Consider the following 24,580-nt stretch of genomic DNA (forward strand, 5'->3'; position numbering starts at 1 on the left):
GCTCAGAGCACCCGCACCTGGGTGTCGGGCGCGCGCTGCTTCAGGCGGCTGTGAACATTTTCCTTGGCCGCATCGCTGGCAAAGCCATCGTCGCGGAAGAGGACGCGCAAGGGGGTAAGCTCGGCCATGGCGTCGGCCAGTTCGGTGTCGATTCCGGCACTCTTTCCATTTGGTCCGCTGCCGCCGGGCTGTGCAAAACAAGCGATCAGTGCCGCGCCTTTGCCGGTGCCGTCTTCGGGGGCATCGACCAGCCAGACTGTGCGCCCGGCCAGCTCGCGTTGCTCGATCGGCAGCGTGATATCGACGCCCCAGCGCAGCAGTGCACCGAACAGCAAATCCTCTTCACTGCGGTCGTCCTTGATATGACTGACCATGCCGAGGAGCGCTTCCTGCGTGGCCTCCTTGGGCGTGACACTGGTGTCGACAAAATTGCCGCTATCGGTCCGGAAAGCACGGAAGCCGGTGTCTAGTTTGCCGGCAAGTTCAGGAGTCTCTTTGATGATTTTCTTGCCCGCGCGGCGGATGCGTTCTCGGGTCACTTCTGCAATTGTTGCATAGCCATGCTCCCGCGCTTCTTGCCGGTCTGATACAATTTCATCTATCTGGATAGTGAAGCATCGATGTCGGGTACTTTGCTCGTAATTGTAAGCCGAAATTGCATGGGCCAAAGACCCTGACCCTGCAAACAGGTCGACAACGATCTCGCTATCCGCGCCTGTCAAGGCAATCTCAAGCAGTTTCTTTAGAAAGGCAGTTGGCTTAGGGAAAGGAAAAATTCGAGCGTCGCCAAACAAATCGATGACCTCATTGGTGCCATGTTGAGTGTAGACGTCGTCAATGATCGAGAACGGCTTGCCGGTTCGTTGAGTGCCATCTCGATCTCGTAAATACTGTTTTGTATGGACTGACCAGCCGCCAGATCGATCTTTGACAAACTCCAATTCACCATACCTTAGTGCATCTTCCACACGCTCTTTCGACCAGAGCCATTGTCGTTTGGGCGTGATCAACTCGCCATCTGGGCCGGGTATCGGGAACACAAGATTTGGCCGGGCCCCCATACTCTTTGTCGCCTCAAGGGGGTGAGTCCTGTACGGGCCACGAGAAGAAAAGTTATCATCTTTCGATTTGTAGTAACGTTTGATGCTTTCCTCAGTAAGCGGGATTTGAAAGTTATCTAGAGTCTCGATATCTTTTGCAAAAACAAGAACATACTCGTGGAGTGTGATAAGGTGCTTTTCTTTGGCTCCTCCGCCGTAACGCTTCTTCCAGACCATTTGATCAACGAAGTTTTCTTCGCCAAAAATTTCATCCGCAATCTGCCGGAGCTTCGACTGTTCGTTATCATCGATGCTGATAAAGATCAGCCCATCGGAGGAAAGTAAGTTTCTAGCCAACCTAAGGCGGGAATAGATCATCGTCATCCAATCGGAATGAAAACGACCATTCGAAGAAGGGTTCGAGACCAGCTTTCCCAGCTCACTAGATCGCTGCTCGCTGCCTTCACTAAACTGTGCTTCGCTGACAGCAAAATCATCGTCGTAAACGAAGTCGCTACCCGTGTTGTACGGCGGGTCGATGTAGATCATCTTCACCTTGCCGAGATAGGTCTCCTGCAACAGCTTCAGTGCGTCGAGATTGTCGCCTTCGATGAAGAGGTTGCGCGTGGTGTCGAAGTCCACGCTTTCCTCGCGCATCGGGCGCAGCGTCTTGTCGATCGGCGTGTTCGCAGTGAGCAGCGCCTGGCGCTTGCCCGGCCAATCGAGCCGGTAGCGTTCCGCCGGGCCTTCGACCAGATAATCCGACAGCGCCTGACGCAACAGGTCGAAATCGACCATCGGCGCATCCTCGCGCGAGCCTTCCGTGCGGCATTCGGGGAACAGTTCGAGCAGGCGCTCGATATTCTGCCTTGTCAGGTCGGGGGTGGAGGCGTCGAGTTTCTCGATGGTCATGATGTCTTCTTCAGTCCTTGGCGGTCAGCGCTTTCAACGCGGCCTGGGCGGCGCGTAATTCGCGGTTGATCTCGGTCTTGCGGGCAAAGTCCCCCGTCCGGCGCAATATCAGTTGCAGCCGCTCGACAGCTTTGCCCTGTGTGGCGATCTGGCTCAAGCGTTCCGCCTGCGCGCGCAAGGATTCTCCTGCGCGGGCACCATGCGGCCAGAGCGAGCGGAGGAGCCCGGCATAGAGCCCCTTCAGGCTAGCCGCCTGCGGCAATGGCGCGCGAGGTTCCAAATCCGCAACCCATGCCCCGCGCCAATGCTCGAGCGTCACCGCCTGAGACTTGTCCGCCTCGCTGCGCCGCTTGTAGGCCGCCGCCAGCATCACCTCATCCCCATCGGGCGCATGGCGCACCAGTTCGAACAGGATCGGGTGCGGAATGGCCTTGTCGATATGGGCCAGCACACGGTCGTCGAGCCGGTCGCCGCGCAGGTGCAGGCGGAACACCTCGATTTCGTCGACGCCACCCGATGGCGGCAGGTTCACGCTGCGCACGAACAGTTTGAACGCCCAGTCAATCCGCTGGACCTGCGCGTCATAGAGCGCGCGGATTGCTTTGCCGCCGCCGGCCTGCCGGAACAGCCGGTCGCGCGCGATGCGGCTCTCGACCGTCGCCGCTTGGGGCCAGGCGAAGAGCGTGCTCATGCCTCTGTGTCACGGACGACCAGGAAGGCGATCAGTTCGAAATCGTCGATCCCGGCGACCTCGCCAATCAGCGCCGTGGTCGGCCCGCTTGCAAACAGGCTGTCGATGTCGCGCCCTTCCTTCTCCTCGATCATTGAGCGGATCGCCGCGTTCAGCAGGTCGGAATAGGTCTCCATCCGCCGCCCGTCCTCGGTCTCCCGGTTGAAGGGTTCATAAAGCGCGGGGTCTGGCTCGGTGCGGCCCCGTGCGGCAGCCCGGAGCATGTCGAGCGCGTGCTTGGGGTCGGTGTGGCGCACGACCGCCTCGCCGTTTGCCTTCACATAGACGAGGTAAAAGGGATGCAGCCTATTGTGCTGTTTCAGCTCGGCCTCGGCATCGAGATTGCGCAGGCAGAAGATGACACCGGGCGGCAGTTTGGGCCCGGCCGGGACGATAGCATGCATTCCGAGCGGCGCATCATCGAGACTGCCGTTTTCGCGCACCCAGCTGACCAGATCCATGCGGAAGTCGTTGAGGCCGAGGTCGGTAATGCCGACGCCCTGGCGAAGGTCTTCGAGGTCGACGACCTCCTCCTGCATCCGGCGAAGCTGCTCGCGGCGGTATATGACATCGTTCTCGCGCGCGGTCAGCGGGTTGTCATCGCCGGTCGCGGTGACGTCGGCGATAATCATGCGGCCTTCGACGCGATCCTTGAGATTGATGTAGTCGTCGAGCTCGATATCGGGCCAGTAGCTGACGAGCTGGATGCGGGCATTCTTGCTGCCGATACGGTCGACGCGGCCGAAACGCTGGATGATCCGGACCGGGTTCCAGTGGATGTCGTAATTCACCACCATGTCGCAGTCCTGAAGGTTCTGGCCCTCGGAAATACAGTCGGTGGCGATGACGATGTCGATCTCGCGCGTTTCCGTCTTCAGCCGCTCGATCTGCGCCTTCTTTTTCGCGACCGGCGAGAAGAGGGTGAGCACGGCATTGAAATCGAGGCCCTGGCCAAGCGTGGACTTCGGCCCGCCCGAACCGGTGACCAGTGCCGAATGCCGCCCGTCCTTTTCGGCCACGAGCGCGGCGATCTGGTCGTAAAGATACTCGGCGGTGTCGGCGAAGGCGGTGAATATCAGCAGCTTGCCATTGCCTTCGTTTATCGGCTGCTCGCGCTTGCGCAGGACAAAGTCGATCAGGTGCTGAAGCTTCTTGTCGTGTTCAGGGCCGACACGCTCCATTCCGGTGAGCAGCCCGTCGATCAGCGCGAGATCGCCTTCGAGGTCCCGGCGGTAGGAGACGAGGTCCATGTCTTCGAACGCGACCCGGACATGCCCGCGCTCCAGCTCGGTGGGGACGTCATCTTCATCATCGGGCCGTTCGACTTCGTAGGCGAAGGCCGCGCCGCCGCCGCGCTCGAATTGTTCAATCGCCTTCAGCGTCGCCCGGTGTGTGTCGGCCAGGCGGGACAGGGTCAGCCGGAAGGCCTGAACCGAACTTTCCAGCCGTTTGAGCAGGTTTGCCCGCATCAGCGCCCGGATCGAGCTTTCGCGGTCGGTGCCTTTAAGGACGTTCGTTTCGGTTGCGGTATCGTATTGCGAATACTTGTCCTTGCGGCTCGGCTGCACGTAGGTCAGCGGTGCATAGACCGCGAGCTCGAGCTTGCTCAGGTCGTTGTAGATGTCGTCGAAAGTTGGAACGCCTGGCCTGTCGGTGAGTGCTGGCCGGAACGAGACGGGTTTGAGCCGTTCGGGGAAGCCGCCGATTTCCTCGGTGTCGTAATAGGTCGTGATATGCCGCCGCGACCGGGCGATCGTCACACTGTCGAGGAGGTCGAAAAAGGCAAAGTCCAACCGGTCGAGAATGGCCTGGGGCGTTCGCTCATGAAGCGGCAGCTCTTCCCACTCATTGAAGGCGCGCTGCGCTTGCCGGAAAATTTCCTCGATCGTCTGGTTCGCGCCGAGTTTTTCTGCAAACGCCTTGCTGTCCCCCTCATAGGCCAGAGCAAGCTGGTTTTTAAGGTCGGCAAACCGGTTGTTCACGGGCGTGGCCGACAGCATCAGCACCTTGGTCTTCACCCCCGCGCGAATGACTCGGTTCAGCAGCGCCCGGTATCGCGTCTCGGCCTCGCCCTGCGCCAAGGTGGCGTCGTCGTTCCGGAAGTTGTGGGATTCGTCGATGACGATGAGGTCGTAATTGCCCCAATTCACCTGATCGAGCGGCATGCCCATCGAGTAGCCGCTGGTTCGCAGCAGGTCGGTGTGCGCGAGCACATCGTAGTTCAGCCGGTCCTCGGCCAGGATATTGGTGGTCAGGTTCTTGTTGTAGGTGTGCCAGTTGTCGGCGAGTTTCTTGGGGCAGAGGACAAGGACCGACTTGTTGCGAAGCTCGTAGTATTTGATGACCGCGAGCGCCGTGAACGTCTTACCCAGGCCGACGCTGTCCGCCAGAATGCATCCATTGAACGTCTCGAGCTTGTTGATCAGGCCAAGCGCGGCATCCTGCTGAAATCTGTAAAGCGTGTTCCAGACTTTCGTCTCACGGAAGCCCGTTCGATCATTCGGCAGCAGGTCTTCATTGATGTCTTCCAGAAACGTCCGGAAGATGACCGAGAGCATCAAATGGTAAATGCGGGCAGGCGAATTTTCAGCGTAGACCTGTTCGAGTTGCCGGCAGAGCGCGTCCGTCACGTCCTCAAGCCGTTCTGGGTCGCTCCAGAGTTGATCAAACAGACCGCCGTATCGGGCGACAGCCGCGTCGTCCGTGGTCTTGTTGATCATGGTCAGATTGCCCGGCTGATATCCCAGGTCGGCAGTCGTGAAGCCATGAAGGCTCGTGTAGACCGTGCTCGAAGACGCGCCGTTTGCGCATAGGAACGAGGGAATTGGATCTTTCGGATTCGCCTTGAACTTGCCTTTCGCCCGTATCCAGTCAGCACACTGACGCGCCAGCGCGCGCGTCGTCATCTTGTTGCGAAGTCTTATTTCGAAGGGAGTTCCGGCAAGGTCCCGGCGGTTCATCACCGGCGGAATGATGAACTCGCGATGCTGGTTTTTGCTGGCTTCGCGATCCGTCACAAACGACGGTCCCGTAAAGATAAACTCGAAGCTCTCCAGGTTTTGCAATTGCTGCTCAAGCGCCGCGAACGCGTGAATGGAGAATGATGCTGCCGAGACTTTGACCGTCTGCTTGCCTTCAAGCTCCGATTGCAGATCGTCGCCAAAGAGCGAGCTGATATTGTCGAGTATCTCCATCCTATCCTTGAAGCCTGAAATCCGGTTTCAGGCAACCGGCGGGCCGGTTCGAAAGAGCGAGCAGCCGCGGGGATCGCGGCCGATTTCCACCGGCGGAAGCTTGAAGCCGAAGGCCCCACCGTCCTTGCCGTCTCTCTGTGTCACGACGCGAGTTTTTCTCGGATGTCCGCCCCTTCCCAAAACCGACTCGAAGACCGGCGCACTACCTGTTAGGGTTTAGTTAACTGGATTTACATTCGGCGAGTGGGGAGGGGCTTCAGGATGCGCGTGTGTGGTCGTTTGGCCAGGTCGATGGCTGTGCCAGTACTTGCGGCGGCATGGGGCATGTTTGCGTTCACCGGTGCGGCCGCTGCTCAGGGTAATTCTGCGCCGGATGCGGTGGATGACACGTCCAGGATCGGCATTAATTCGCAAAATCGAATTACCCGGGAAAGTACGGGTGACACTCAGGATTTCCTCTACATTACAGAGGAGGTTGAGGGCGGGTTCGTTGCGGTCTGGGCTGATACTGGGGCTGGCTCAAATGACCCGTCCGATCATTCTTACTTCCATGGGCAATTTGACAGCGGAGGAGCCGTCACAGAGGGGCCCCGGTCACTCGTCGAACATCTCGCACACGATCTCTCGTTAGGGCGAGACCTAGGCATATCGCAAAACCTGATCGTAGGGCGGAACGCCGGTAGCGGCGATACAACGGTCTTCAAACTCGGCGGTGAAGATTTCGGAACCTGGCCGATCATGCTCAACCATGCCGGCCAATCCCCTACGATTACGGGGCTTACCAATGGCCATATTGTCGTGGCCCACAGCCGGGAAAACGGGCTGATCTTTATCGAGGCGCGAAACCGGGACGGCTGGAACCAAACAGAGGTGCCGCGTCAACCGTCGAGCGGAGCGATATTCGATAATAGCGACTTTGCTTCAGGCAGCGCGGAGCAGACGAATCCTCACCTTGAAGCCCTGACTACAGGAAATTATGCCGTGGCCTGGGAGCAGTCGCTGTTTAGCGGTGCCGACCTGATAAGCCGCACGGGAATTGTTCGCTTCATCGGATTTGATCACGACCCCGTAACCAATCAAGTCTCTGTTTTCAGTGGAAATTCATTTGTTGAATTGTTCCCGGATGTCTCCGAAACCGCCTCCGGCTCGGTTGTCGTCTGGCAAAGTTCTGCTGGATCCGAGACCGACCTAAATGAAGTGTCGATCAGCTTTCAGCGTTTCAACGCCATAGAGGAAATGATCGGGCCCATTGTTACTGTGGTGAACAACGCCTGTGGTGCGGCATTGCATCCACGCGTCGCAGCCGTCGGGGAATTGGGGTTTGTTGTTTCCTGGCGATCAATGGATGGCGTGGAGGACTGTACCGTCGTACCGGGCATTTATTTTCAAGTATTTGATCTGGAAGGCGTGCCGCTCGGGCCAGTCATTTCGATCGATCAGGACGCATCGGACACCTATCAATATCTTGAAGCATGGCCGGACCCGCCTGCTCTGGCTGCCCGGAACGGAGGGGTTGTTCTCGGGCATACCAGTGACTTTTCAACCCATTTCGATCTGATCGATATTGATCTGGCTCAAGCGAATTCTACGACGGTAATTCCCATACTCGCCAACGACACTGACGCCGACAACGACCCTCTGACGATCACGGCGATCAATGGCGAGGCGGTGACTGCTGCGGCGGGTGCCGGACTGTCCGGAATTTCGTCGAATGCGGTGACGCTGCCGTCCGGAGCAGGTGTTTCATTGGCGGACGGTGGTGTCCTCTATGATCCGACTACGGCCGGATTCGCGGCGGCCCTGCCTGCTGGGGTCACCGCCGATGACACATTCACTTACACCATCAGCGATGGCGCGCTGACCGACACGGCCAGTGTCACAGTTACCGTGACCGGTGTGAACGATGCGCCGGTTCTGACTGCTCCCGCTTCGATGACGATTGAGGAAGACACGTCGGACAATCCTGTCGCCGGCATTTCAATCGCGGACCCTGACACAGGCGATACGCTGACGGTGTCCATCACGGCGAGCTCAACCGTTTCGTTCGGCACGACCACAGGGCTCGTCTTCACAGAAGGCGACGGCACCGACGATGCCACGATGACATTCTCGGGCACGCTGGCCGCCGTGAATACTGCGCTGGCGGGTCTGACCTATTCACCATCGCCAAACGCATCTGGTGCCGGCTCGATTTCCATCACAATCACGGACAGCGACGCCGGGACCGACAACGGCACGATCGCGGTCACCATCGACAATGTGAATGATGCCCCGGATGCGGTGGATGACGAGTTCTCGCGTACAGCTGTAGAGCCGCTATCGGGTTCATCGATAGCAACGTCCGGTGCCAGTGAATTCCTAGATGATCCGGCGATAACAACTCTGTCGGATGGCACCGCGGATGTTGTTGCGTATACTGACCGAGTTACGGAATGGGCAGCGCTTACAATTGTTTCACGCGATGGTGGCGTTCTAGAGTCGCCGATCCGCTTAAGCGGTGAAAACGCCAAACATCCCGATCTCGTAGCACTGCCAGGCGGTGGCGTCGCAGCGGCCTGGGTTTCGTCACCCGGACAGCTTCGCGTTCAGTTTTTCGACAACGATCTTACACCAGGCAACGAACATGTCGTGACACCGGCTGGCGGGGCAAGTGCGCCGTCTATCGCTGCCTTGACCGACGAATCGGTCGTCGTGGTTTGGCATGACGGCGATATCTGGGCTCAGATTTACGACCAGACTGATGGGCCTCTTGGCTCGCCTGTAAGCGTCAATACGACAACCTCGGGAGACCAGACCGACGCCGCAGTTGTTGTAAATGATAGTGGTACGATTTCTGTAACCTGGACTGATGGAAGTGCTTCCGGAACTGATTTGTCCGGTACTGCGATAAGGGCAAGAGTTTTTGATTCTGACCTTCTGCCGCTGACCGGCGAGGTCATCATCAACTCAACTACAGACGATGACCAATATGAGCCGCGGTTGGCAGCCCTTTCGGGTGGTCAGCTTGTTTTCGTCTGGACCGATAAGAGTGGTTCAGTCAGCGTTGATGACCGTTGGTCGGTTCGCTGCCAACTCATGTCAGCGAACCTGGTGCCCATAGGCGACGAATTTGTTGTCAATCAAACGATACCTGGCTTTCAGTACGAGCCGGACGTCGCTCGGCTCAGCAATGGGGGATTTATCGTTTCTTGGACCGAGGAGTCCGCCGTTCACTGGGAAATTTTCGCGCGCCGGTTTTCCGATTCGGGCGAACCACTCGGCAATGAGTTTCAAGTTTCGGATTCTGGTGAATACGCAGCCTACCAATCAGAGATTACCGGCTTGGCTGGAAATGGGTTTGCAGTCACGTGGATATGGGAGCCCAACGGAGCGAGGTCATCAACATTTCATAGGTCGTTTGTCGCCCCACAGATTTCCGCCGGAAGCAGCGCTCTTCTCCCCGTCCTCGCCAATGACACCGACGCCGACGACGACCCGCTGACGATCACGGCGATCAATGGCGAGGCGGTGACCGCTGCGGCGGGTGCCGGCCTGTCCGGGACCACGTCGAATGCGGTCACGCTGCCGTCCGGAGCAGGTGCGGCGCTGGCTGAGGGTGGGATCCTCTATGACCCGACAACGGCCGGCTTCGCGGCGGCTCTGCCCGCCGGTGCGACCGCGGACGACACCTTCACCTACACGATCAGCGATGGTGCGCTCACTGATACGGCCAACGTGACCGTCACCGTAACCGGCGTGAATGACGCGCCGACGGCCGACGACGACACGCTGAATGTGCTCCAGGACGATGGCGCAGCAGACGTGACGGCCACACTGCTGGCTGGCGACAGCGACCCGGACACCGGCGAGACGGCTTTGCTGGCGATTTCCGCCATCGATGACACCGGCACGACCGGCAACGTGACGCTGAATGCCGGCGCGGTCAGCTATTCCCCGAATGGCCAGTTTGCCAGCCTGCCCGCCGGTGCGACGGCTGCGGACAGTTTCGATTACACGGTCTCCGACCCCAGCGGGGCAAGCGACGCGGCCACGGTGAGCGTCACCGTGACCGGCACGAATGACGCCCCGGTCGCGGCCAACGATGCCCTGGCAACGACCAGCACGGTCAGTCTCGACGGCAATCTCTTCGCCGATAACGGATCCGGGGCCGACAGCGATGTCGATAACGGCGACAGCTTCACCGTTACCGCCGTCAATGGTGTGCCGGGCGATGTCGGCAGCGAGATCACGCTCGCCTCGGGCGCTCTCCTGACGGTGAATAGCAACGGCACCGTTGCCTACGACCCGAACGGGGCCTTTGCCCTCGCCCCCGGCGCGACGGCGCAGGACAATTTCACCTATACGATTGCCGACGGCCCGGGTGCGACGTCCAGCGCGACCGTGACCGTGACCGTCACCGGCAATACGCCGCCGGACGCGGTGGATGATGTTTTTGTTCGATTGAGTAACTACGTCTCAAGTACCCGCGAACTACCGCAAGGCTCACCCTATTCAGAATTTCCCCATGTGTCTGCGAACGCCTCTGGGAGATACATCGTCGCTTGGATAACAACACTGGACGATGGCCAAGAGGTTAGGGCAAGAGTTTTTAACGCCGCCAACGCAGCAGTTTCTGATGAAATTGTGATCGGTTCTGGAGCAACTCGTTCAGAGAACAGCGTTGCAGTTCGTGCGACCGTTTCGGGAGATTTTATTGTCAGTTGGCTTAGCAATGCTGCAGCAGAGGGCGCGCGCGGCCAGATCGTTGGCGATATTCAGGCCCAGCGTGTCAGTGATTCAGGCGAGTTGATTGGACCCCAATTTCCGACATCATCGGTCGGTTCAGGGATTCAATTCGCGCCAACGCTCGCGGCATTGAGCGGCGGGGGATTCGTCGTTGGTTGGCTTGAACCTAATAACGACACTCAAGTGAATAACGATTCCAGAGCGAAGGCACGCGTCTTCGACGGGCTTGGAAATCCGCTAACAGCGGACTTTGAAATTGCCGCTGATGTCGACGATCGCGGATTGGTGCTGCATGAGCTCCCCGCGAACTCATTTGTCGCAGCATACACTATCTCCGGCTCTATGTTTGGATCTGTTGTTCGCCGATATGACGCCACAGGGTCTGTGATTGGCAATGACATCAATTATGAAGCAAGTCTCGCTTCAAGGCCGGTGGATATTGAGATTATAAACAATGAAAGAATATTTATTCTAAATCGTGGCGGCCCTGCGGGCGGGATTTTTCTTACCTACGTAGATGTCCCCATAGACTTCGAGGGGACTACAGAGTCGCAGGAAATCGGGGATTCAGGGTCACTCGCCAGGTCTCTGACTCAAGATGCAGCAAGAGCGCAGGTAGAATTAGTTGGTGGAAATATACTAATAATCCTGCAAACATTTAGCGATAGTGCAAATAGTTTGTATGGCACTTTCTTGACCGGCCCCTATGCATTGAGCCCATTGTTAATCCGAGCGGGAATCAGTGATTCATTGGTTCTAGAATATTTTGCGGAATCCTCCGCGCTGTCTGACGGTCGGTTGGTAAGCGTCTTCCATGCGTTTCAGCAGGGAAATTCGCAACGAAGTGTTTTTGGATCCGTGACACAGCGCCAACCCTTTTGGCCAAATCAGATGTATCCGCTCCCCGTCCTCGCCAACGACACCGACGTCGACAACGACCCGCTGACGATCACGTCCGTCAATGGCACACCGATCTCGGCGGCTAGCCTCCCGGCCGAGTGGCGCGTGCCGCTCGCTGCGCCGGCGACGGGTCCCGTGACCTTGCCATCCGGTTCGGTGGTGTCACTGGGCGACGGCGTGCTCGACTACGATCCAACCGCCGCGGGCTTTGCGATTGCCTTGCCCGATGGCGTGACCGGCGACGACACTTTCACTTACACGATCAGCGACGGGGCCGCGACCGACACGGCCAATGTGACGGTGACGCTGACCGGCGTGAATGATGCACCGAGCGCTGATGCGGATGCCCTGACCGCTGACGAGGACGACGCGCCCACCGACGTGACGGCGGCCCTGCTGGACGGCGATACAGATCCAGACACGGGAGAAACGGCGCAGCTGGTCGTCTCGGCCATTGATACCGGTGGTACACAGGGCCTAGCCGCCATCAATGCCGGGGTGGTGACCTACACGCCCAATGGCGCGTTCGAGGCCCTGGCCGCGGGTCAGACGGCCAGTGACAGCTTTGGCTATACCGTCAGCGACCCGGGCGGGCTGACCGCGTCAGCGACCGCAACAGTCACCGTCCAGGGCGAGAATGATCCGCCGATTGCGGATGCCGATGCCCTGACTTTCGGGGAGGAAGAGGCCGGCCGCGATGTCACGGCGACATTGCTCGATGGTGATAGTGATCCCGACAATGGCGAAACGGCGCAGCTGGCCGTCACGGCGGTCGACACGACGCTGACATTGGGCCGCGTAACCCTGGCCGATGGCGTGGTCACCTATGACCCCAATGGCGCGTTCAATGCGCTCGCCCAGGGGCAGTCCGCCAACGACCGGTTCGACTACACGATCAGCGACCCGCATGGCGCGACGGCGACGGCCACCGCCACGGTGACGATCAACGGGTTCAACGGTTATGCGCTGACCGTATCCACGTCGGGCCTGGGAGCCGGGACGGTGACCAGCCTGCCGCTCGGCATCAATTGCGGGGGCGGGGGCGGGTGTACGGCCTTGTTCACACAGAACACCGATGTCGCACTGTCGGCCCTTGTCGCACCGGGCACTACATTTGATGGGTGGAGCGGCGATTGCCTCGACCCGAACCAGCCGCTTTGCGTCGTGCGCATGACCGGGAACCGGTCTGTCTCCGCCCGCTTCTCGCTGACGACCGTTCCGGAAGGTCGCATCGTTGCGGCGACCCTTCCCGGGGCCCGCTCCGGCTTCGTCGGCGGTACTGACATCACCGTCTTCATGTCGGTCGTCAGCCGGGCGACGACGCCCGCACAGGCCTGCCGCGTCACCGCGCCGAATGATGCGCCCTTCACGCTGACCTACCGGCAGATCAACGCCCAGAACGAGGCGGTTGGCGACGCCAATCCGCTCTTCGACCTGGCCAATGGCGGCGGGATCAATTTCGTCCTTGCGCTGACACCAAGCCAGGCGACACCGGCTGCGGGCTATCTCTTCCAGCCTCAGATCGCCTGCGAGAATGCCGATCTTGCGCCCATTGAAGGCGTGAACTCGGTGCTGGTGTCGATCGGGGCCGCGCCCGTTCCCGATATTCTGTCGATTGGCGCAACACCATCGGCCGATGGCGTTGTTCGCATTCCGGAGACCGGCAACCGGATCAACTTCCTGTCGGCGGCGGCGGTCAATATCGGTGTGGGTGACGGCTCAGCCGGAGCCAACGAGGCAACCGTGACGGCTTCGGTCGATACCGGGGCAGCGAGCCTGCCGGTCACGCTGGAAGTGTGTGAGACCGCGCCCACGGGCGGGTGCATCACCCCGCGCGGCGAGACCGAGGTCACAAGCGTCTTTGCGCAGAATGCGGCAAAGTTCTTCGCGGTCTTCGTCCGGGCCAATGGCGAGGAAACCGTGCCGTTCAATCCGGCCAGTGCGCGGGTCTTCCTGCGCTTTGCCGATGCCAGTGGCGCGATCCGGTCAGTGACCAGTGCGGCGATTTCCGCCCCGGCCCCGGCGAACGCCCCGGCCGATGCGGCGAGCCTGACCGGGCGCTGGAGCGTGCTGGTGCGCCAGCCAAGCGGCGAATGGCCGAGCCTGCGACGCGGGTCGCTTCATGTCTTCGAGGACGGTACGGCGATCCTGGATGACGGGCGTACGCCGCGGACGCTGACCTTGGCAGCGTCGGGTGCGGCGAACGACAATGAAGCGGTCAGCTTCCGGATCGGTAACGGAATCGGCACGGCAAGGGCTGATGGCAATATCCGCCTTGGCGATCCGTTGGCCGATCAGCCCGGCGCGTTCTGGGGGATACGCGAGACCGGTCTTGGCGGGACGATTCAGCCGGGCCGGTTCGGCGACAACGTCGTCCTGACCACGGGTGGTGGCCTGTCCGGTAGTCATGGTGGCTGTGCCTTCACCGGTCAGGTTTCGATGCGGACCGGCACCGGCTCGGTCACGCTGCGCGACTGCGCGCAAGCGGGCGATTATCGGGCGGCGCTCAGCGCTGCCGGCACTGCTGCGGGCCACGACACGCTGACCATCGCCAATGACCGGTGGGGCAGCCGCCTCGAGGCAGTGGGAAGCAACGGGCGATGACGCTGTTCTTTTCCCCGGTGCGCCATTCCCTCTAAACTGCGGTAAAGAACCCCATCCCGCTCTCCACAGCCACAGCCAACCCCGTCACGATAACGAGGCCAGCGAAGATCGTGTTGAGGAGTTTGCGGCGTTCCGAGAGCTTGCGGCCGGCCCAGCTGCCGAAGAGGCCGCCGATCGCACCGCCCAGGATGAAGAAGCCGGCGATGCGCCAGTCGACGAGGCCGGAAAGGGCGTAGCTGGTCGCGGTGGTCGAGCCGAAAGCGGTGATCGACAGGAGTGAGGAACCGATGGCGTTCATCAGCGTCATGCCGGTCGCCGCGATGAGGCCCGGCACGACGAGGAAGCCGCCGCCAATCCCGAAGAAGCCGGAAAGTCCGCCGACAGCGAGTCCCGACGCGGAGAGTTTCGCCGCCGTGACGGGTGTGAGGCGGACATCGCCTTCCCCGCCTTCCTTGCGGCGGAGCATCGAGAGGCCAACCCCGATCATCAGGAGGCCGAAAAGGCCGATGAGAGCCTCGCCATCGACGATCTTGCCGAGTGCCGCCCCGCCCGCCGCGCCGGCGATCCCGGCGGCGGCGAAAACGGACGCACAGGCCCATTTCACGTTTCCGGCGCGGGCATGGTTGATGAGGTTGAGAAAGGCGCTCGCCGCCACGGCCACGGCGCTGGTGCCGATGGCGAGGTGGGGCGAGCCGACCCGGACCACATAGACGAGCAGAGGGACGGCGAGGATGGAGCCCCCACCGCCGACGAGGCCGAGCGTAAAGCCGACGAGGCCGCCGGAAGCGACAGAGAGTATGTCCTGCATGGGCGTGTCCTCGCCGGAGCTCAGATTTTAAGCGGTCAGCGCGCGGTTCCAGGGCATGACGCGCAGGAGGTGGGCCATGCCGCACCATCCGCTGATTCCGGCGAAGGCCAGACCCGCGCCGACGAAGGCTGAAAGGCCGAAGAAGCCCGGGTGGACCGCAAAGCCGAGGCCGACGCCGATAAGGACCAGCGCACCGGCCGTGATCTGGACCTGTCGCATCAGTTCGAGCGGCTGTTTCGCGTCCTTTTCCACCGGCAGGCCGGCCTTCTTCCAGGCGTCGATCCCGCCTTCCAGGATAAAGGCTTCGCAGGGCGCGCCCTCGGCGAGCTTGCCGGCATTGGCCGCCGTGCGCATGCCGGACCGGCAATGGAAGATCGCATAGCGCGCGTTGGCGGGCAGGGGTTCGCTTCCGCCATCAAGCGGACGGTGGGACGCGCCCGGGATGCGCTCGCGGGCGTGTTCGTCACCGGCGCGGATGTCGATGAGGACGCCACCGTCCTTCATCAGTTCGGCGGCCTTTTGCGGGGTGATGGTCTGGATCGTGGTCATGGGGGAGGTCTCCGTTCGTCAGCCCCGGTCTTCAGGGCAGAAAATGTCTTTCAGGGTTTCGAGCAGTTTCGCCGCCCTCGGGTCGGTGAGGCGGTAGTAGACGCGCAGCCCGTCCTTGCGGGGGGCGGCCAGGCCGTCCTCGCGCAGGCGGGCGAGATGCTGGGAGAGGGCCGATTGCGACAGGCCCGTCACCTCGGCGAGCTCTCCGACCGGCGTTTCACCCCCGGCGAGGCGGCAGAGGATGAGCAGGCGCTTCTCATTGCCGATCATGGCGAGCAGGCGTGCGGCCTCACCGGCCTGGGCCTGGAGTTTCGCGATGCCGGGATCAATCAGCGTGGTCATGGTGCGTCAGTCCGTCGTCAGTAAATTAGTTGACACTAAATTAGTAACCACTAAATGATTGGTCAAGAGGCCGGATGCAGATTTCCGGCAGACACGGAGATTGACCCATGACGACGATCAACAACCCGCAAGTCCATGCCTTCTTCCACGACGCTACCAACACGGTGACATATCTGGTGCACGCGCCGGGCGGGCGCGACGCCATCCTGATCGACCCGGTCTTGGACTACGACCACCGCTCCGGGCGGCTGGGGACCCAATCAGTCGACGCCGTGATGGCGGCCGCGAAGGCGCGCGGCCTCACCATCGTCCAGATTCTGGAAACTCACGCGCACGCCGACCATTTGTCGGGCGCGCCCGTTGTGAAAGCGCGCACCGGCGCTCCGGTCGGGATCGGAGAGCATATCCGTGACGTGCAGGGGATTTTTCGACCCGTGTTCGGCGCGGACGATGTGTCCGGCACAGGTGCCGAATTCGATCGCCTGTTCGCCGATGGCGAAAGATTCGAGGCGGCGGGCCTGACGATCGAGGTGATCCACACGCCCGGCCACACGCCGGCCTGTGTCAGCTATCATATCGGTGACGCGGTCTTCGTCGGTGATACGCTGTTCATGCCCGACTACGGCACGGCCCGCGCGGACTTCCCCGGCGGCGATGCAGCGACACTCTACCGGTCGATCCACAAACTCCTGGCCTTGCCGGACGAGACACGGCTCTTCATGTGCCACGACTATCTGCCCGAGGGCCGCGACAGCTACGCCTGGGAAACGACCGTCGCCGAGGAGAAGGCCCGCAACATCCATGTCGGGGGCGGGGTCAGTGAGGCGGACTTCGTGGCGATGCGCCAGGGACGTGACGCGACACTGGCCGCGCCAGTCCTGCTTTTGCCCTCCATCCAGACCAATATCCGCGCGGGTCATCTGCCGCCGGCAGACCTGGACGGGGCGCGCCGGCTGCGGATCCCCCTGCGCGGTGCTGAAACGATCGAGGGCGTCTAGCTGCCTGCGGAAATGGCCTGCATGATCAGACCGGTGATGTAGGCCCCGTAGGTCCCGACGATATAACCCAGCACAGCAAGCAGGACACCAACCGGGGCCAGCGAAGGGTGGAAGGCCGAGGCCACGACCGGGGCCGAGGCCGCACCGCCGATATTGGCCTGGCTGCCCACCGCCATGAAGAACATCGGTGCGCGGATCAGGATCGCCATGCCAATCAGCAGGCCGGCGTGGATCAGCACCCAGAACAGGCCAATGAGGAAGTACTCCGGGTTGGAGAAGATCGCCGTGATGTCCATGCGCATGCCGATGGTCGCGACCAGGATGTAGATGAAAACCCGGCCGACCTTCATCGCGCCGGCGGCCTGCATCTTGCGGACCGGCGTGAAGGATAGAATGACCCCGGCCACGGTCGCTACGACGATCAGCCAGAAAAAGCCGCTGGTCAGGCTGTAGCGCGCCAGACCTGGCGCGTTCTCGGCGATCCAGGGACCAATCGTATCGGCGGCTATGTGGCCAAGCGCTGTCATGCCGAAAGCAATGGCGCCCATATACATGTAATCGCTCAACGTGGCCGCACGGGCGTGATCGCGTTCATAGGCTTCGGCTTTCTCCCGCAAGGTGGCGATGGCCGAGACGTCCGATTTCAGACGGCGGTCGATGGGACCCGGATTGGCGGCGATGAACAGCAGGATCGCCATCCAGACATTGGCCACGATGATGTCGACCGCGATCCAGGCGGAAAACACGTCGGAATCCACATTGAAAATTTCGTAGATCGCGGTCTGGTTTGCGCCCCCGCCGATCCAGCTGCCGGCCACGGTCGCCATGCCGCGCCAAACCGCTTCGGGACTGTCGGCACCAGCAACGATGCCGGGGTCGACCATCGAGGCGACGAAGAGAGCCAGCGGTCCGCCAATCATCACACCCACCGTGCCGGTGAAGAACATGATCAGTGCCTTCGGTCCCAGGCGGAAAGTGGCGGGCAGGTCCGCCGATGCCGTCAGAAGGACCAGAGCGGCGGGCAGGAGATAGCGCGAGGCGACAAAATAGAGGTCGGACTGGTCCGGGTCGAACAGACCGAAAGTCGTGAACAGGGATGGCAGGAAATAGCAGAGCAGTAGGGGCGGGAAGATCCGGTAGAAGCCTTTGAAGAAACCGCGCTCAAAGGAGGAAGTCCAGAAGACAAGTCCCAGCAGGATGGCGAGTATGCCGAAGACGACAGCGTCATTCGTGATCGGCCCAAACCCCAGAGCGTCCATGTTCTATTCCCCGCAGCCGCCATGGATCATGGCGGCGGCAGACTTCCTGCTCGTGACGGGAATGGCAAGGCTTGGAAACCTATTTGATCTCGGAGAGCATGCGGCTGAGATAGCGCTGGTATTCCGTCGTTGGCTTGGAATCGACCAGCTTGGCGAACTGGTCGCGGTCGATGAAGCCCTTGCGGAAGGCGATTTCTTCGGGGCAGGCGACTTTCAGACCGGTGCGTTCCTCGACTACCTTGATGAATTGTCCCGCCTCGAACAGGTCGGCATGGGTGCCACCGTCGAGCCAGGCCACGCCGCGTCCGATCGTGATCACGTTCAGATCGCCGCGCTCGAGATAGGCGCGGTTGACGTCGGTGATTTCCAGCTCGCCCCGGCCCGATGGTTTGAGCGACCAGGCAATGTCGAGCACGTCAGGATCGTAGAAATAGATGCCCGGCACGGCGAAATTCGATTTGGGATGCTTCGGCTTCTCTTCCAACGAGACGGCCTTGCCGTCCTTGCCGAGTTCAACGACGCCGAAGGCCGTGGGGTCGGCAACTTCATAGCCGAAGATCGTCGCGCCGGAGGTCTGCTTGGTGGCTTCCTCGATACGTTTCGACAGGCCGTCGCCGTAAAAGATGTTGTCGCCCAGGATCAGCGCGACGCGGTGGCCCTGAAGCTCGTTCGCAGCGACCCGGAATCCTTCGGCGATACCGCCGGGCTTGTCCTGCGCCACATAGGTAAAATTGATGCCCCAGTTGGAGCCCGAGTTCAGCAGCGCCTTGATCTGGGGGATGGAGTCCGGTGTCGAGACGACGACGAAATCCTTCAGCCCGCCCAGCATCAGCGTGGTGAGCGGATAGTAGATCATCGGCTTGTCGAAAACCGGCAGCAGGTGCTTGTTGACCGCGTGGGTCAGCGGATACAGGCGGCTGCCCGTGCCGCCGGCCAGGATCAGGCCTTTCCAGGGTGCTGCCGTCACGATGCCTCTCCCGTTGCGGTTTGACCGAGACCGAGGCGCGCAAGCTCGGACGGATTGCGCGTCAGCCAGTCTCCATGGGACAGATACCAATGCACGGTTCGCGCCATCCCCTCTTCAAAGGATGTCGCCGGTGTCCAGCCGAGGGCCGACCGGGCGCGGGAGGCATCGACCGCGTAACGCAGATCGTGCCCGGGGCGGTCAGTAACGAAGGAAATCTGGCTGGCATAGGACTGGCCGTCGGCGCGGGGGCGGGCCTCGTCCAGACGGGCACACAGGCTGTGAACGAGGTCGATGTTCCGGCGCTCGGCATTGCCGCCGAAATTGTACTTTCCGCCCGGCTTGCCGGTCGTGGCCGCCGCGATCAGGCCGGAGACATGATCGTCCACAAACAACCAGTCGCGGACATTCTCGCCCTTGCCGTAAACGGGAATGGGTTCACCGCCCAGCGCCTTGCGGATGACGGTCGGGATCAGCTTCTCGGGATGCTGGAACGGACCGTAATTGTTCGAGCAATTGGTGATGACGACGGGCAGGCCGAAGGTCTCGTGCCAGGCCCGGGCGAGATGGTCGGCCCCGGCCTTGGAGGCGGCATAGGGGCTGTTGGGCGCGTAGGGCGTGTCCTCTGTGAAGGCCGGATCATCGAAGCCAAGCGAACCATAGACCTCGTCGGTCGAGACATGGATGAAGCGGAAGGCGGCCCTGCCGTCCGCGTCCATCCGGTCATGCCAGGCCCGCGCCGCCTGCAGCATCACGCCGGTGCCGTTGAGATTGGTCCGGATGAAGGCGTCGGGGCCGTCAATAGAGCGGTCGACATGGCTTTCCGCCGCAAGGTGGAAAATCACGTCCGGTCGGAAAGCGGACACCGAAGCGGTCACGGCATCGGCATCGGCGACATCACCACGTTGGAACTGGTAGGTATCAGAACCGGAAACGGGCTCGACGGCGCGCAAATCGCCTGCATAGGTCAGCAGGTCGAAATTGAGAACAGTGTGACCCTCGGCCACAAGCCGCCGGACCAGGGCCGAGCCGATAAAGCCCGCCCCGCCTGTAACCATTGCGCGCATGCTGCGCCCCCGAAACAAATATCAGTCCCGACAGGGACAAGCAGAGCCCGACACTGATTGCAAGCCGCAAAAGCAAATGGCCCGGCTTGTTCAACCGGGCCATTCACTTTCAATGCCGTTTTCCGGTTCCTACCAGATGCTCACGCGCTGGTCGGGCGGCAGGTAGAGGTCATCGTCCTCGGTGACGTTGAAGGCCTCATACCAGTCGTTCATGTTCCGGACCACGCCGTTGACGCGGTACTGGTTCGGGCTGTGGACGCCGGTAATCAGGCGGTTGCGCATCGAGTCCTCGGTGCGGATGCCGCGCCAGACTTGGGCCCAGGCCATGAAGAAGCGCTGCTCAGGCGTGTAGCCGTTGATGTCCTCGCCACCGCCATTGTCTTCCAGATACATGCGATAGGCGTGCAGGGCGATGGACAGGCCGCCCAGGTCACCAATGTTTTCGCCCATCGTCTGGTCACCGCGGACACAGTCGCCTTCGACCGGGCAGAAGCCGCTGTATTGCTCCTGCAGGACGGATGTCCGCTCCTCGAACTGTCCGCGGGCAAATTCCGTCCACCAGTTTCGCTGCAGGCCGGTGCCATCGGAACGGCTGCCCTGGTCGTCAAAACCGTGACCCATTTCGTGACCGATCACGCCGCCGATGGCTCCGAAATTCACGGCCATGTCGGCATTCGGATCGAAGAAGGGCGGCTGGAGGATTGCCGCCGGGAAGACGATCTCGTTGCGCTGGGACGAGTAGTAGGCGTTGACCGTCTGCGGGCTCATGAACCATTCCCACTGGCGGATCGGACCGCCGAGGCGAGACCGCGAGTCGGCATGGTTCCAGTCGCGGACCGCGTGCGAGTTGGCGATCAGCTGGCCCGGCTCCACGTCAATGGTCGAATAGTCCCGCCATTGCGTCGGATAACCGATCTTCGGAATGAAGGCCTCGAGCTTGGCAAAGGCCTCGGCCCGGGTCTCGTCATCCATCCATTCCAGGGTTTCCAGACGGTCAGCGAAGGCGCGGCGGAGATACTCCACCAGTTCGGTCATCTGGTCGCGGTATTCGGGCGGGAAGTATTCGTCGACATAGACCTGACCGATCAGCTCGCCGAGCTGGCCGTTCACATACTGCACGGCCCGCAATTCGCGCGGACGCTGTTCCTCGGTGCCATTCAGGCGGCGGCCATAGAATTCAAAGCTGGCATCGTCATAGGCGGACGGCAGCATCGCGGTGTGGTTGTCGATGTAATGGAAGGCCAGATAGGAGCGGAAGGTCTCGACCGGCGTCTCCGAGAAGAGCGTGGCGAGACTTTGCACCGCGGTGTCATTGTTGACGATGATTTCTTCCTGGCCTTCGGTGCCGTCTTCCTCGAGGAAAGCCATCCAGTTGAAGCCGGGCGCGAACTCGGTGAGTTCCTCGACCGTCATCAGATTGTAGTTGGCGATCCGGTCGCGAGCCTGGGCGCGCGTCCAGTGGATTTCCGCGATGGCCGTTTCGAGCGCGAGGATGTCCTCGGCGCGTTGGCGGCCATTGTCGATTCCGGCCCGGTCAAACACACCGGCGATATAGGCCACATAGGCTTCGCGATGGCCCGGGAAGGGCTCGTCGTCGCGCAGGTAGAAATCGCGGTTCGGCAGCCCCAGGCCCGCCTGGCCGGTCGAGATGACGTAGCGGGTCGGATCACCCGGGTCGATCGACACGCCGAGGCCAAACATCGAAATGTGCGACGGACGCCCGAACCAGCGGGCGACGTCCTCGTGCGTCTCGGCGGCCATGACGCCGTCTATCTGGTCCTGGATCGGGGTCAGGCCCAATTCCTCGATCCGGTCGGTATTGAGGAAATCGTTATAGAGCGTGCCGATCTGGTATTCGGCCGTGCCCGGCGCGGGATCGGTTGCCGCTGCCCGCTGAATGATGCCTTCGACGCGTTCCTCGGTCTGCAGGAAGAGCTCGGTAAACCCGTTCAGGCTCGAAAAGCCCGGCGGATATTCCGCCGTGTTGATCCAGCCTTCGTTGACATAGCGGAAGAAGTCGTCGCCCGGATCCACTGACTGGGAGACGTGCTGGGTCTCAACGCCCCACTCGCCGAGTGTGGCTTCAGCGGTCTCGGTGGGCGACGTGGTTTCGTCCGTCATCGCGGCGTCACCGCCGCCGGTCTCGGTATTGTCTTCCGTAGCCGGAGATTCGGTTTGCGGGCCGCAGCCTGCAATCAGTGCGGCCGCCGCCACACTCAGCCAGAAGCGTTTCATGGAAGTCCCTCCCAGAAGGTCGATTAATTCAATTTGGGAGGCAAGGTAGCGGTCTGTCCCGTACTGACAACTGAACAATATGTTAATTGGTGCAATCCGGCGTCCATGAAAACGGCCCGGCATTCCCGCCGGGCCGTCATCCGTCTGTCTTCAAATACCCGGACTACCAGATGTCGATGCGATCTTCTGGCGGCAGGTAGAGGTCGTCGGTTTCGTCGACGTCGAAGGCCTCGTACCAATCGTCCATGTTTCTCACAATCCCGTTGACGCGGTACTGCGCCGGGCTGTGCTCGTCTGTCAGGACGAGGTTGCGCATGTAGCCGTCGGTCATCAGCGTCCGCCAGACCTGGCCCCAGGACAGGAAGAAACGCTGTTCAGGCGTGAAGCCGTCGATGACCCGGCCAGTCTCGCCATTGTCCGCGGCATAGAGGCGATAGGCATGGAGCGCCATCGAGAGGCCGCCCAGATCGCCGATATTCTCGCCGAGTGTCAGCTCGCCATTCACATTGATGCCTTCCAGCGGCGAGAAGCCGTCATACTGGCTGACCAGTGCGCTGGTGCGTTCCTCAAATCCGGCACGGGAGGTGTCGGTCCACCAGTTGCGCAGATAGCCGTCGGCATCAAAACGCGAACCATCATCGTCGAAGCCATGGCCGATTTCGTGACCGATCACGCCGCCGATGGCGCCAAAATTGACCGCGGCGTCAGCCTCCGGATCAAAGAAGGGGGCCTGCAGAATGGCCGCCGGGAAAACGATCTCGTTGCGGGTGGAGGAATAATAGGCATTCACCGTTTGCGGGCTCATGCCCCATTCCCAGTCGCGAACCGGACCACCCAGCCGGGAGCGGGAGTCATTCCAGTACCAGTCCTGGATACGGTGCATGTTGCCGATGAGATCGTCGGGACGGACCTCGAGATCGGAGAAGTCGCGCCACACGTCCGGATAGCCGATCTTGACGTTGAAGGACGCGAGCTTGCGCTGGGCCTGTTCCCGGGTTTCCGCGTCCATCCAATCCAGCGTCTCGATCCGCTCGGCGAGGGCCCGGCGCAGGTAATTCACCAGTTCTTCCATCTGGGCCTTGTCGGATTCGGGGAAGTGCCGCTCGACATAGATGCGGCCGACCTGTTCGCCGAGATTGTTGTTGACCTGCTGGATGGCCCGCAAATCCCGGGCGCGCTGTTCCGGCACGCCGTTCAGGGTCTGGCTGTAGAAGGCGAAACTGGCCTCGTCGAACGCAGCCGGCAGATAAGTCGTGTGGTTGTCGATGTAGTGGAAGGCGAGATAGTCAGTCCAGGTTTCGACCGGCGTTTCGGCGAACAGCGCGGCCATCGCCGTAATCGCCGTCGTCTCGTCGACATTGAGGTCTTCGATATGGCCCACACCCGAGGCTTCGAAGAAGGCATCCCAGTTGAAACCCGGAGCCAGGGCTTCCAGACCGGCCCGATCCATTGGGTTGTTGGTCAGGACCGAGTCCTGGGCGTCTGCTGGTTCCCAGTGGACTTCAGCCATTGCCGCTTCCAGCGCGTAGATGCGGTCCGCGCGCGCCGCGCCATCATCATATCCGGCCAGCTCGAAAATCTGCGCGATATAGGCGCGGTAGGCGTCCTGGTAGCCCTGGAATTCCTCGTCGTCGCGCAAATAGTAGTCGCGGCCCGGCAGACCCAGACCGCTCTGGGTCAGGTTCAGCCGGTAGGCGTCAGGATTGTTGGGATCGAGATTGATGTAGAAGCTCACAAAAGACGGCGCGAATGAGCCCGCAAACGCTGCCGCAATGGCATCCCGGTCGTCCAGCGCGAGGAAGGCATCGACATCGGCCCGGATCGGATCGAGGCCGGCGGCTTCAATGGCCGCGGTATCCATGTAGCTGGCATACAGGTCGCGAACCTGTTGTTCGGGCGAGCCTTGTGCGGCGTTTGCGACGCTGCTCATGTCCGCGATGATGTCCGCCACGCGGGATTCCGAGAGCAGGTAGAGTTCCAGGAAAGCCCCGTTGGCCGGGAAACCGGCGGGCATGCCGGCGGATTCCAGCCAGCCTTCATTGACATAACGGAAGAAATCGTCGCCCGGATCGACCGTGGACGAGATGTGCTGGGTCTCGATGCCCCACGCGCCAAGCGTGGCGTCCTGGGCGGCGGAATAGCCCGCAAGCGCCGCTGCCAGGACGAGCCCGGCGGCACCGGATTTTAGAATGCGTTTCATGATGTAGCCCCATAGGATTGGTGTCGGGGCAAGGATCGCCGGGCGCGGCTTCA

At 61.2% G+C, this 24,580-nt stretch carries 13 protein-coding genes; 2 read left to right on the forward strand and 11 right to left on the reverse strand.

What is annotated here, in order from left to right; translation table 11 throughout:
* Positions 1-2: 2 nt before the first annotated feature.
* Genes V0U35_RS04045 through V0U35_RS04055 form a run of 3 tightly spaced genes read right to left on the reverse strand, consistent with a single transcriptional unit; the run spans position 3 to position 5,876 of the window.
* A complete protein-coding gene (locus tag V0U35_RS04045) occupies positions 3-1,952 on the reverse strand; it encodes a site-specific DNA-methyltransferase (protein WP_330195372.1) in 1,950 nt (649 codons plus the stop codon).
* A gap of 10 nt (positions 1,953-1,962) precedes the next feature.
* On the reverse strand, positions 1,963-2,643 hold the full coding sequence (locus V0U35_RS04050) for a DUF4391 domain-containing protein (protein WP_330195373.1): 681 nt from the start codon (positions 2,641-2,643) through the stop codon (positions 1,963-1,965).
* The gene (locus V0U35_RS04055) at positions 2,640-5,876 is read right to left on the reverse strand and encodes a helicase-related protein (RefSeq protein ID WP_330195374.1); all 3,237 of its coding nucleotides are present in this window, start codon (positions 5,874-5,876) and stop codon (positions 2,640-2,642) included. Before V0U35_RS04055 ends, V0U35_RS04050 begins: the two co-directional genes overlap by 4 nt.
* A 243-nt stretch (positions 5,877-6,119) precedes the next feature.
* Here V0U35_RS04055 and V0U35_RS04060 point away from each other — a divergent pair, with 243 nt between their 5' ends.
* A complete protein-coding gene (locus tag V0U35_RS04060) occupies positions 6,120-14,105 on the forward strand; it encodes a beta strand repeat-containing protein (protein ID WP_330195375.1) in 7,986 nt (2,661 codons plus the stop codon).
* A 31-nt stretch (positions 14,106-14,136) separates the two neighbouring features.
* Here the strand turns inward: V0U35_RS04060 and V0U35_RS04065 are convergent, their stop codons facing one another.
* The 3 genes from V0U35_RS04065 to V0U35_RS04075 are packed head-to-tail and all read right to left on the reverse strand — an operon-like array spanning position 14,137 to position 15,804.
* A complete protein-coding gene (locus tag V0U35_RS04065) occupies positions 14,137-14,913 on the reverse strand; it encodes a sulfite exporter TauE/SafE family protein (protein WP_330195376.1) in 777 nt (258 codons plus the stop codon).
* A 27-nt stretch (positions 14,914-14,940) separates the two neighbouring features.
* Entirely contained in the window at positions 14,941-15,462 is a 522-nt protein-coding gene (locus tag V0U35_RS04070; RefSeq protein ID WP_330195377.1) for a rhodanese family protein, read from the reverse strand.
* Between the two features lie 18 nt (positions 15,463-15,480).
* Complete coding sequence (locus tag V0U35_RS04075) at positions 15,481-15,804, reverse strand: ArsR/SmtB family transcription factor (RefSeq protein ID WP_330195378.1); 324 nt, start codon at positions 15,802-15,804, stop codon at positions 15,481-15,483.
* A gap of 107 nt (positions 15,805-15,911) precedes the next feature.
* On the opposite strand from V0U35_RS04075, the gene V0U35_RS04080 reads away from it, so the two are divergent.
* Positions 15,912-16,802: an MBL fold metallo-hydrolase gene (locus tag V0U35_RS04080; RefSeq protein ID WP_330195379.1), complete on the forward strand. Its 891-nt coding sequence runs from the start codon at positions 15,912-15,914 to the stop codon at positions 16,800-16,802.
* On the opposite strand, the gene V0U35_RS04085 is transcribed toward V0U35_RS04080, so the two are convergent.
* The 5 genes from V0U35_RS04085 to V0U35_RS04105 all read right to left on the reverse strand — a co-directional run bounded on the left by V0U35_RS04085 (position 16,799) and on the right by V0U35_RS04105 (position 24,527).
* The gene (locus V0U35_RS04085) at positions 16,799-18,061 is read right to left on the reverse strand and encodes a DUF819 family protein (RefSeq protein ID WP_330195380.1); all 1,263 of its coding nucleotides are present in this window, start codon (positions 18,059-18,061) and stop codon (positions 16,799-16,801) included. The genes V0U35_RS04080 and V0U35_RS04085 overlap by 4 nt on opposite strands.
* Positions 18,062-18,140: 79 nt before the next feature.
* Positions 18,141-19,028 (reverse strand): glucose-1-phosphate thymidylyltransferase RfbA, encoded by an 888-nt coding sequence (gene rfbA / locus V0U35_RS04090; protein WP_330195381.1) that lies wholly within the window; start codon positions 19,026-19,028, stop codon positions 18,141-18,143.
* A complete protein-coding gene (rfbB, locus tag V0U35_RS04095; RefSeq protein WP_330195382.1) occupies positions 19,025-20,092 on the reverse strand; it encodes a dTDP-glucose 4,6-dehydratase in 1,068 nt (355 codons plus the stop codon). The genes rfbA and rfbB overlap by 4 nt, the downstream gene beginning before the upstream one ends.
* A 129-nt stretch (positions 20,093-20,221) precedes the next feature.
* Positions 20,222-22,327, reverse strand: coding sequence for a M13 family metallopeptidase (locus V0U35_RS04100; protein WP_330195383.1), 2,106 nt, complete (start codon positions 22,325-22,327; stop codon positions 20,222-20,224).
* Positions 22,328-22,490: 163 nt separating this feature from the next.
* Complete coding sequence (locus tag V0U35_RS04105) at positions 22,491-24,527, reverse strand: M13 family metallopeptidase (protein WP_330195384.1); 2,037 nt, start codon at positions 24,525-24,527, stop codon at positions 22,491-22,493.
* Between the last annotated feature and the right edge of the window lie 53 nt (positions 24,528-24,580).

Origin of the sequence: Hyphobacterium marinum (assembly GCF_036330325.1) — a bacterium.
In the GTDB taxonomy this organism is placed as follows: domain Bacteria; phylum Pseudomonadota; class Alphaproteobacteria; order Caulobacterales; family Maricaulaceae; genus Hyphobacterium; species Hyphobacterium marinum.

Coding starts and splice junctions, on each gene's coding strand:
- rfbB (WP_330195382.1), bottom strand. CDS start 20,092: ATGCGCGCAATGGTTACAGGCGGGGCGGGCTTTATCGGCTCGGCCCTG.
- V0U35_RS04075 (WP_330195378.1), bottom strand. CDS start 15,804: ATGACCACGCTGATTGATCCCGGCATCGCGAAACTCCAGGCCCAGGCC.
- V0U35_RS04045 (WP_330195372.1), bottom strand. CDS start 1,952: ATGACCATCGAGAAACTCGACGCCTCCACCCCCGACCTGACAAGGCAG.
- V0U35_RS04070 (WP_330195377.1), bottom strand. CDS start 15,462: ATGACCACGATCCAGACCATCACCCCGCAAAAGGCCGCCGAACTGATG.
- V0U35_RS04105 (WP_330195384.1), bottom strand. CDS start 24,527: ATGAAACGCATTCTAAAATCCGGTGCCGCCGGGCTCGTCCTGGCAGCG.
- V0U35_RS04080 (WP_330195379.1), top strand. CDS start 15,912: ATGACGACGATCAACAACCCGCAAGTCCATGCCTTCTTCCACGACGCT.
- V0U35_RS04085 (WP_330195380.1), bottom strand. CDS start 18,061: ATGGACGCTCTGGGGTTTGGGCCGATCACGAATGACGCTGTCGTCTTC.
- V0U35_RS04065 (WP_330195376.1), bottom strand. CDS start 14,913: ATGCAGGACATACTCTCTGTCGCTTCCGGCGGCCTCGTCGGCTTTACG.
- V0U35_RS04100 (WP_330195383.1), bottom strand. CDS start 22,327: ATGAAACGCTTCTGGCTGAGTGTGGCGGCGGCCGCACTGATTGCAGGC.
- V0U35_RS04050 (WP_330195373.1), bottom strand. CDS start 2,643: ATGAGCACGCTCTTCGCCTGGCCCCAAGCGGCGACGGTCGAGAGCCGC.
- V0U35_RS04055 (WP_330195374.1), bottom strand. CDS start 5,876: ATGGAGATACTCGACAATATCAGCTCGCTCTTTGGCGACGATCTGCAA.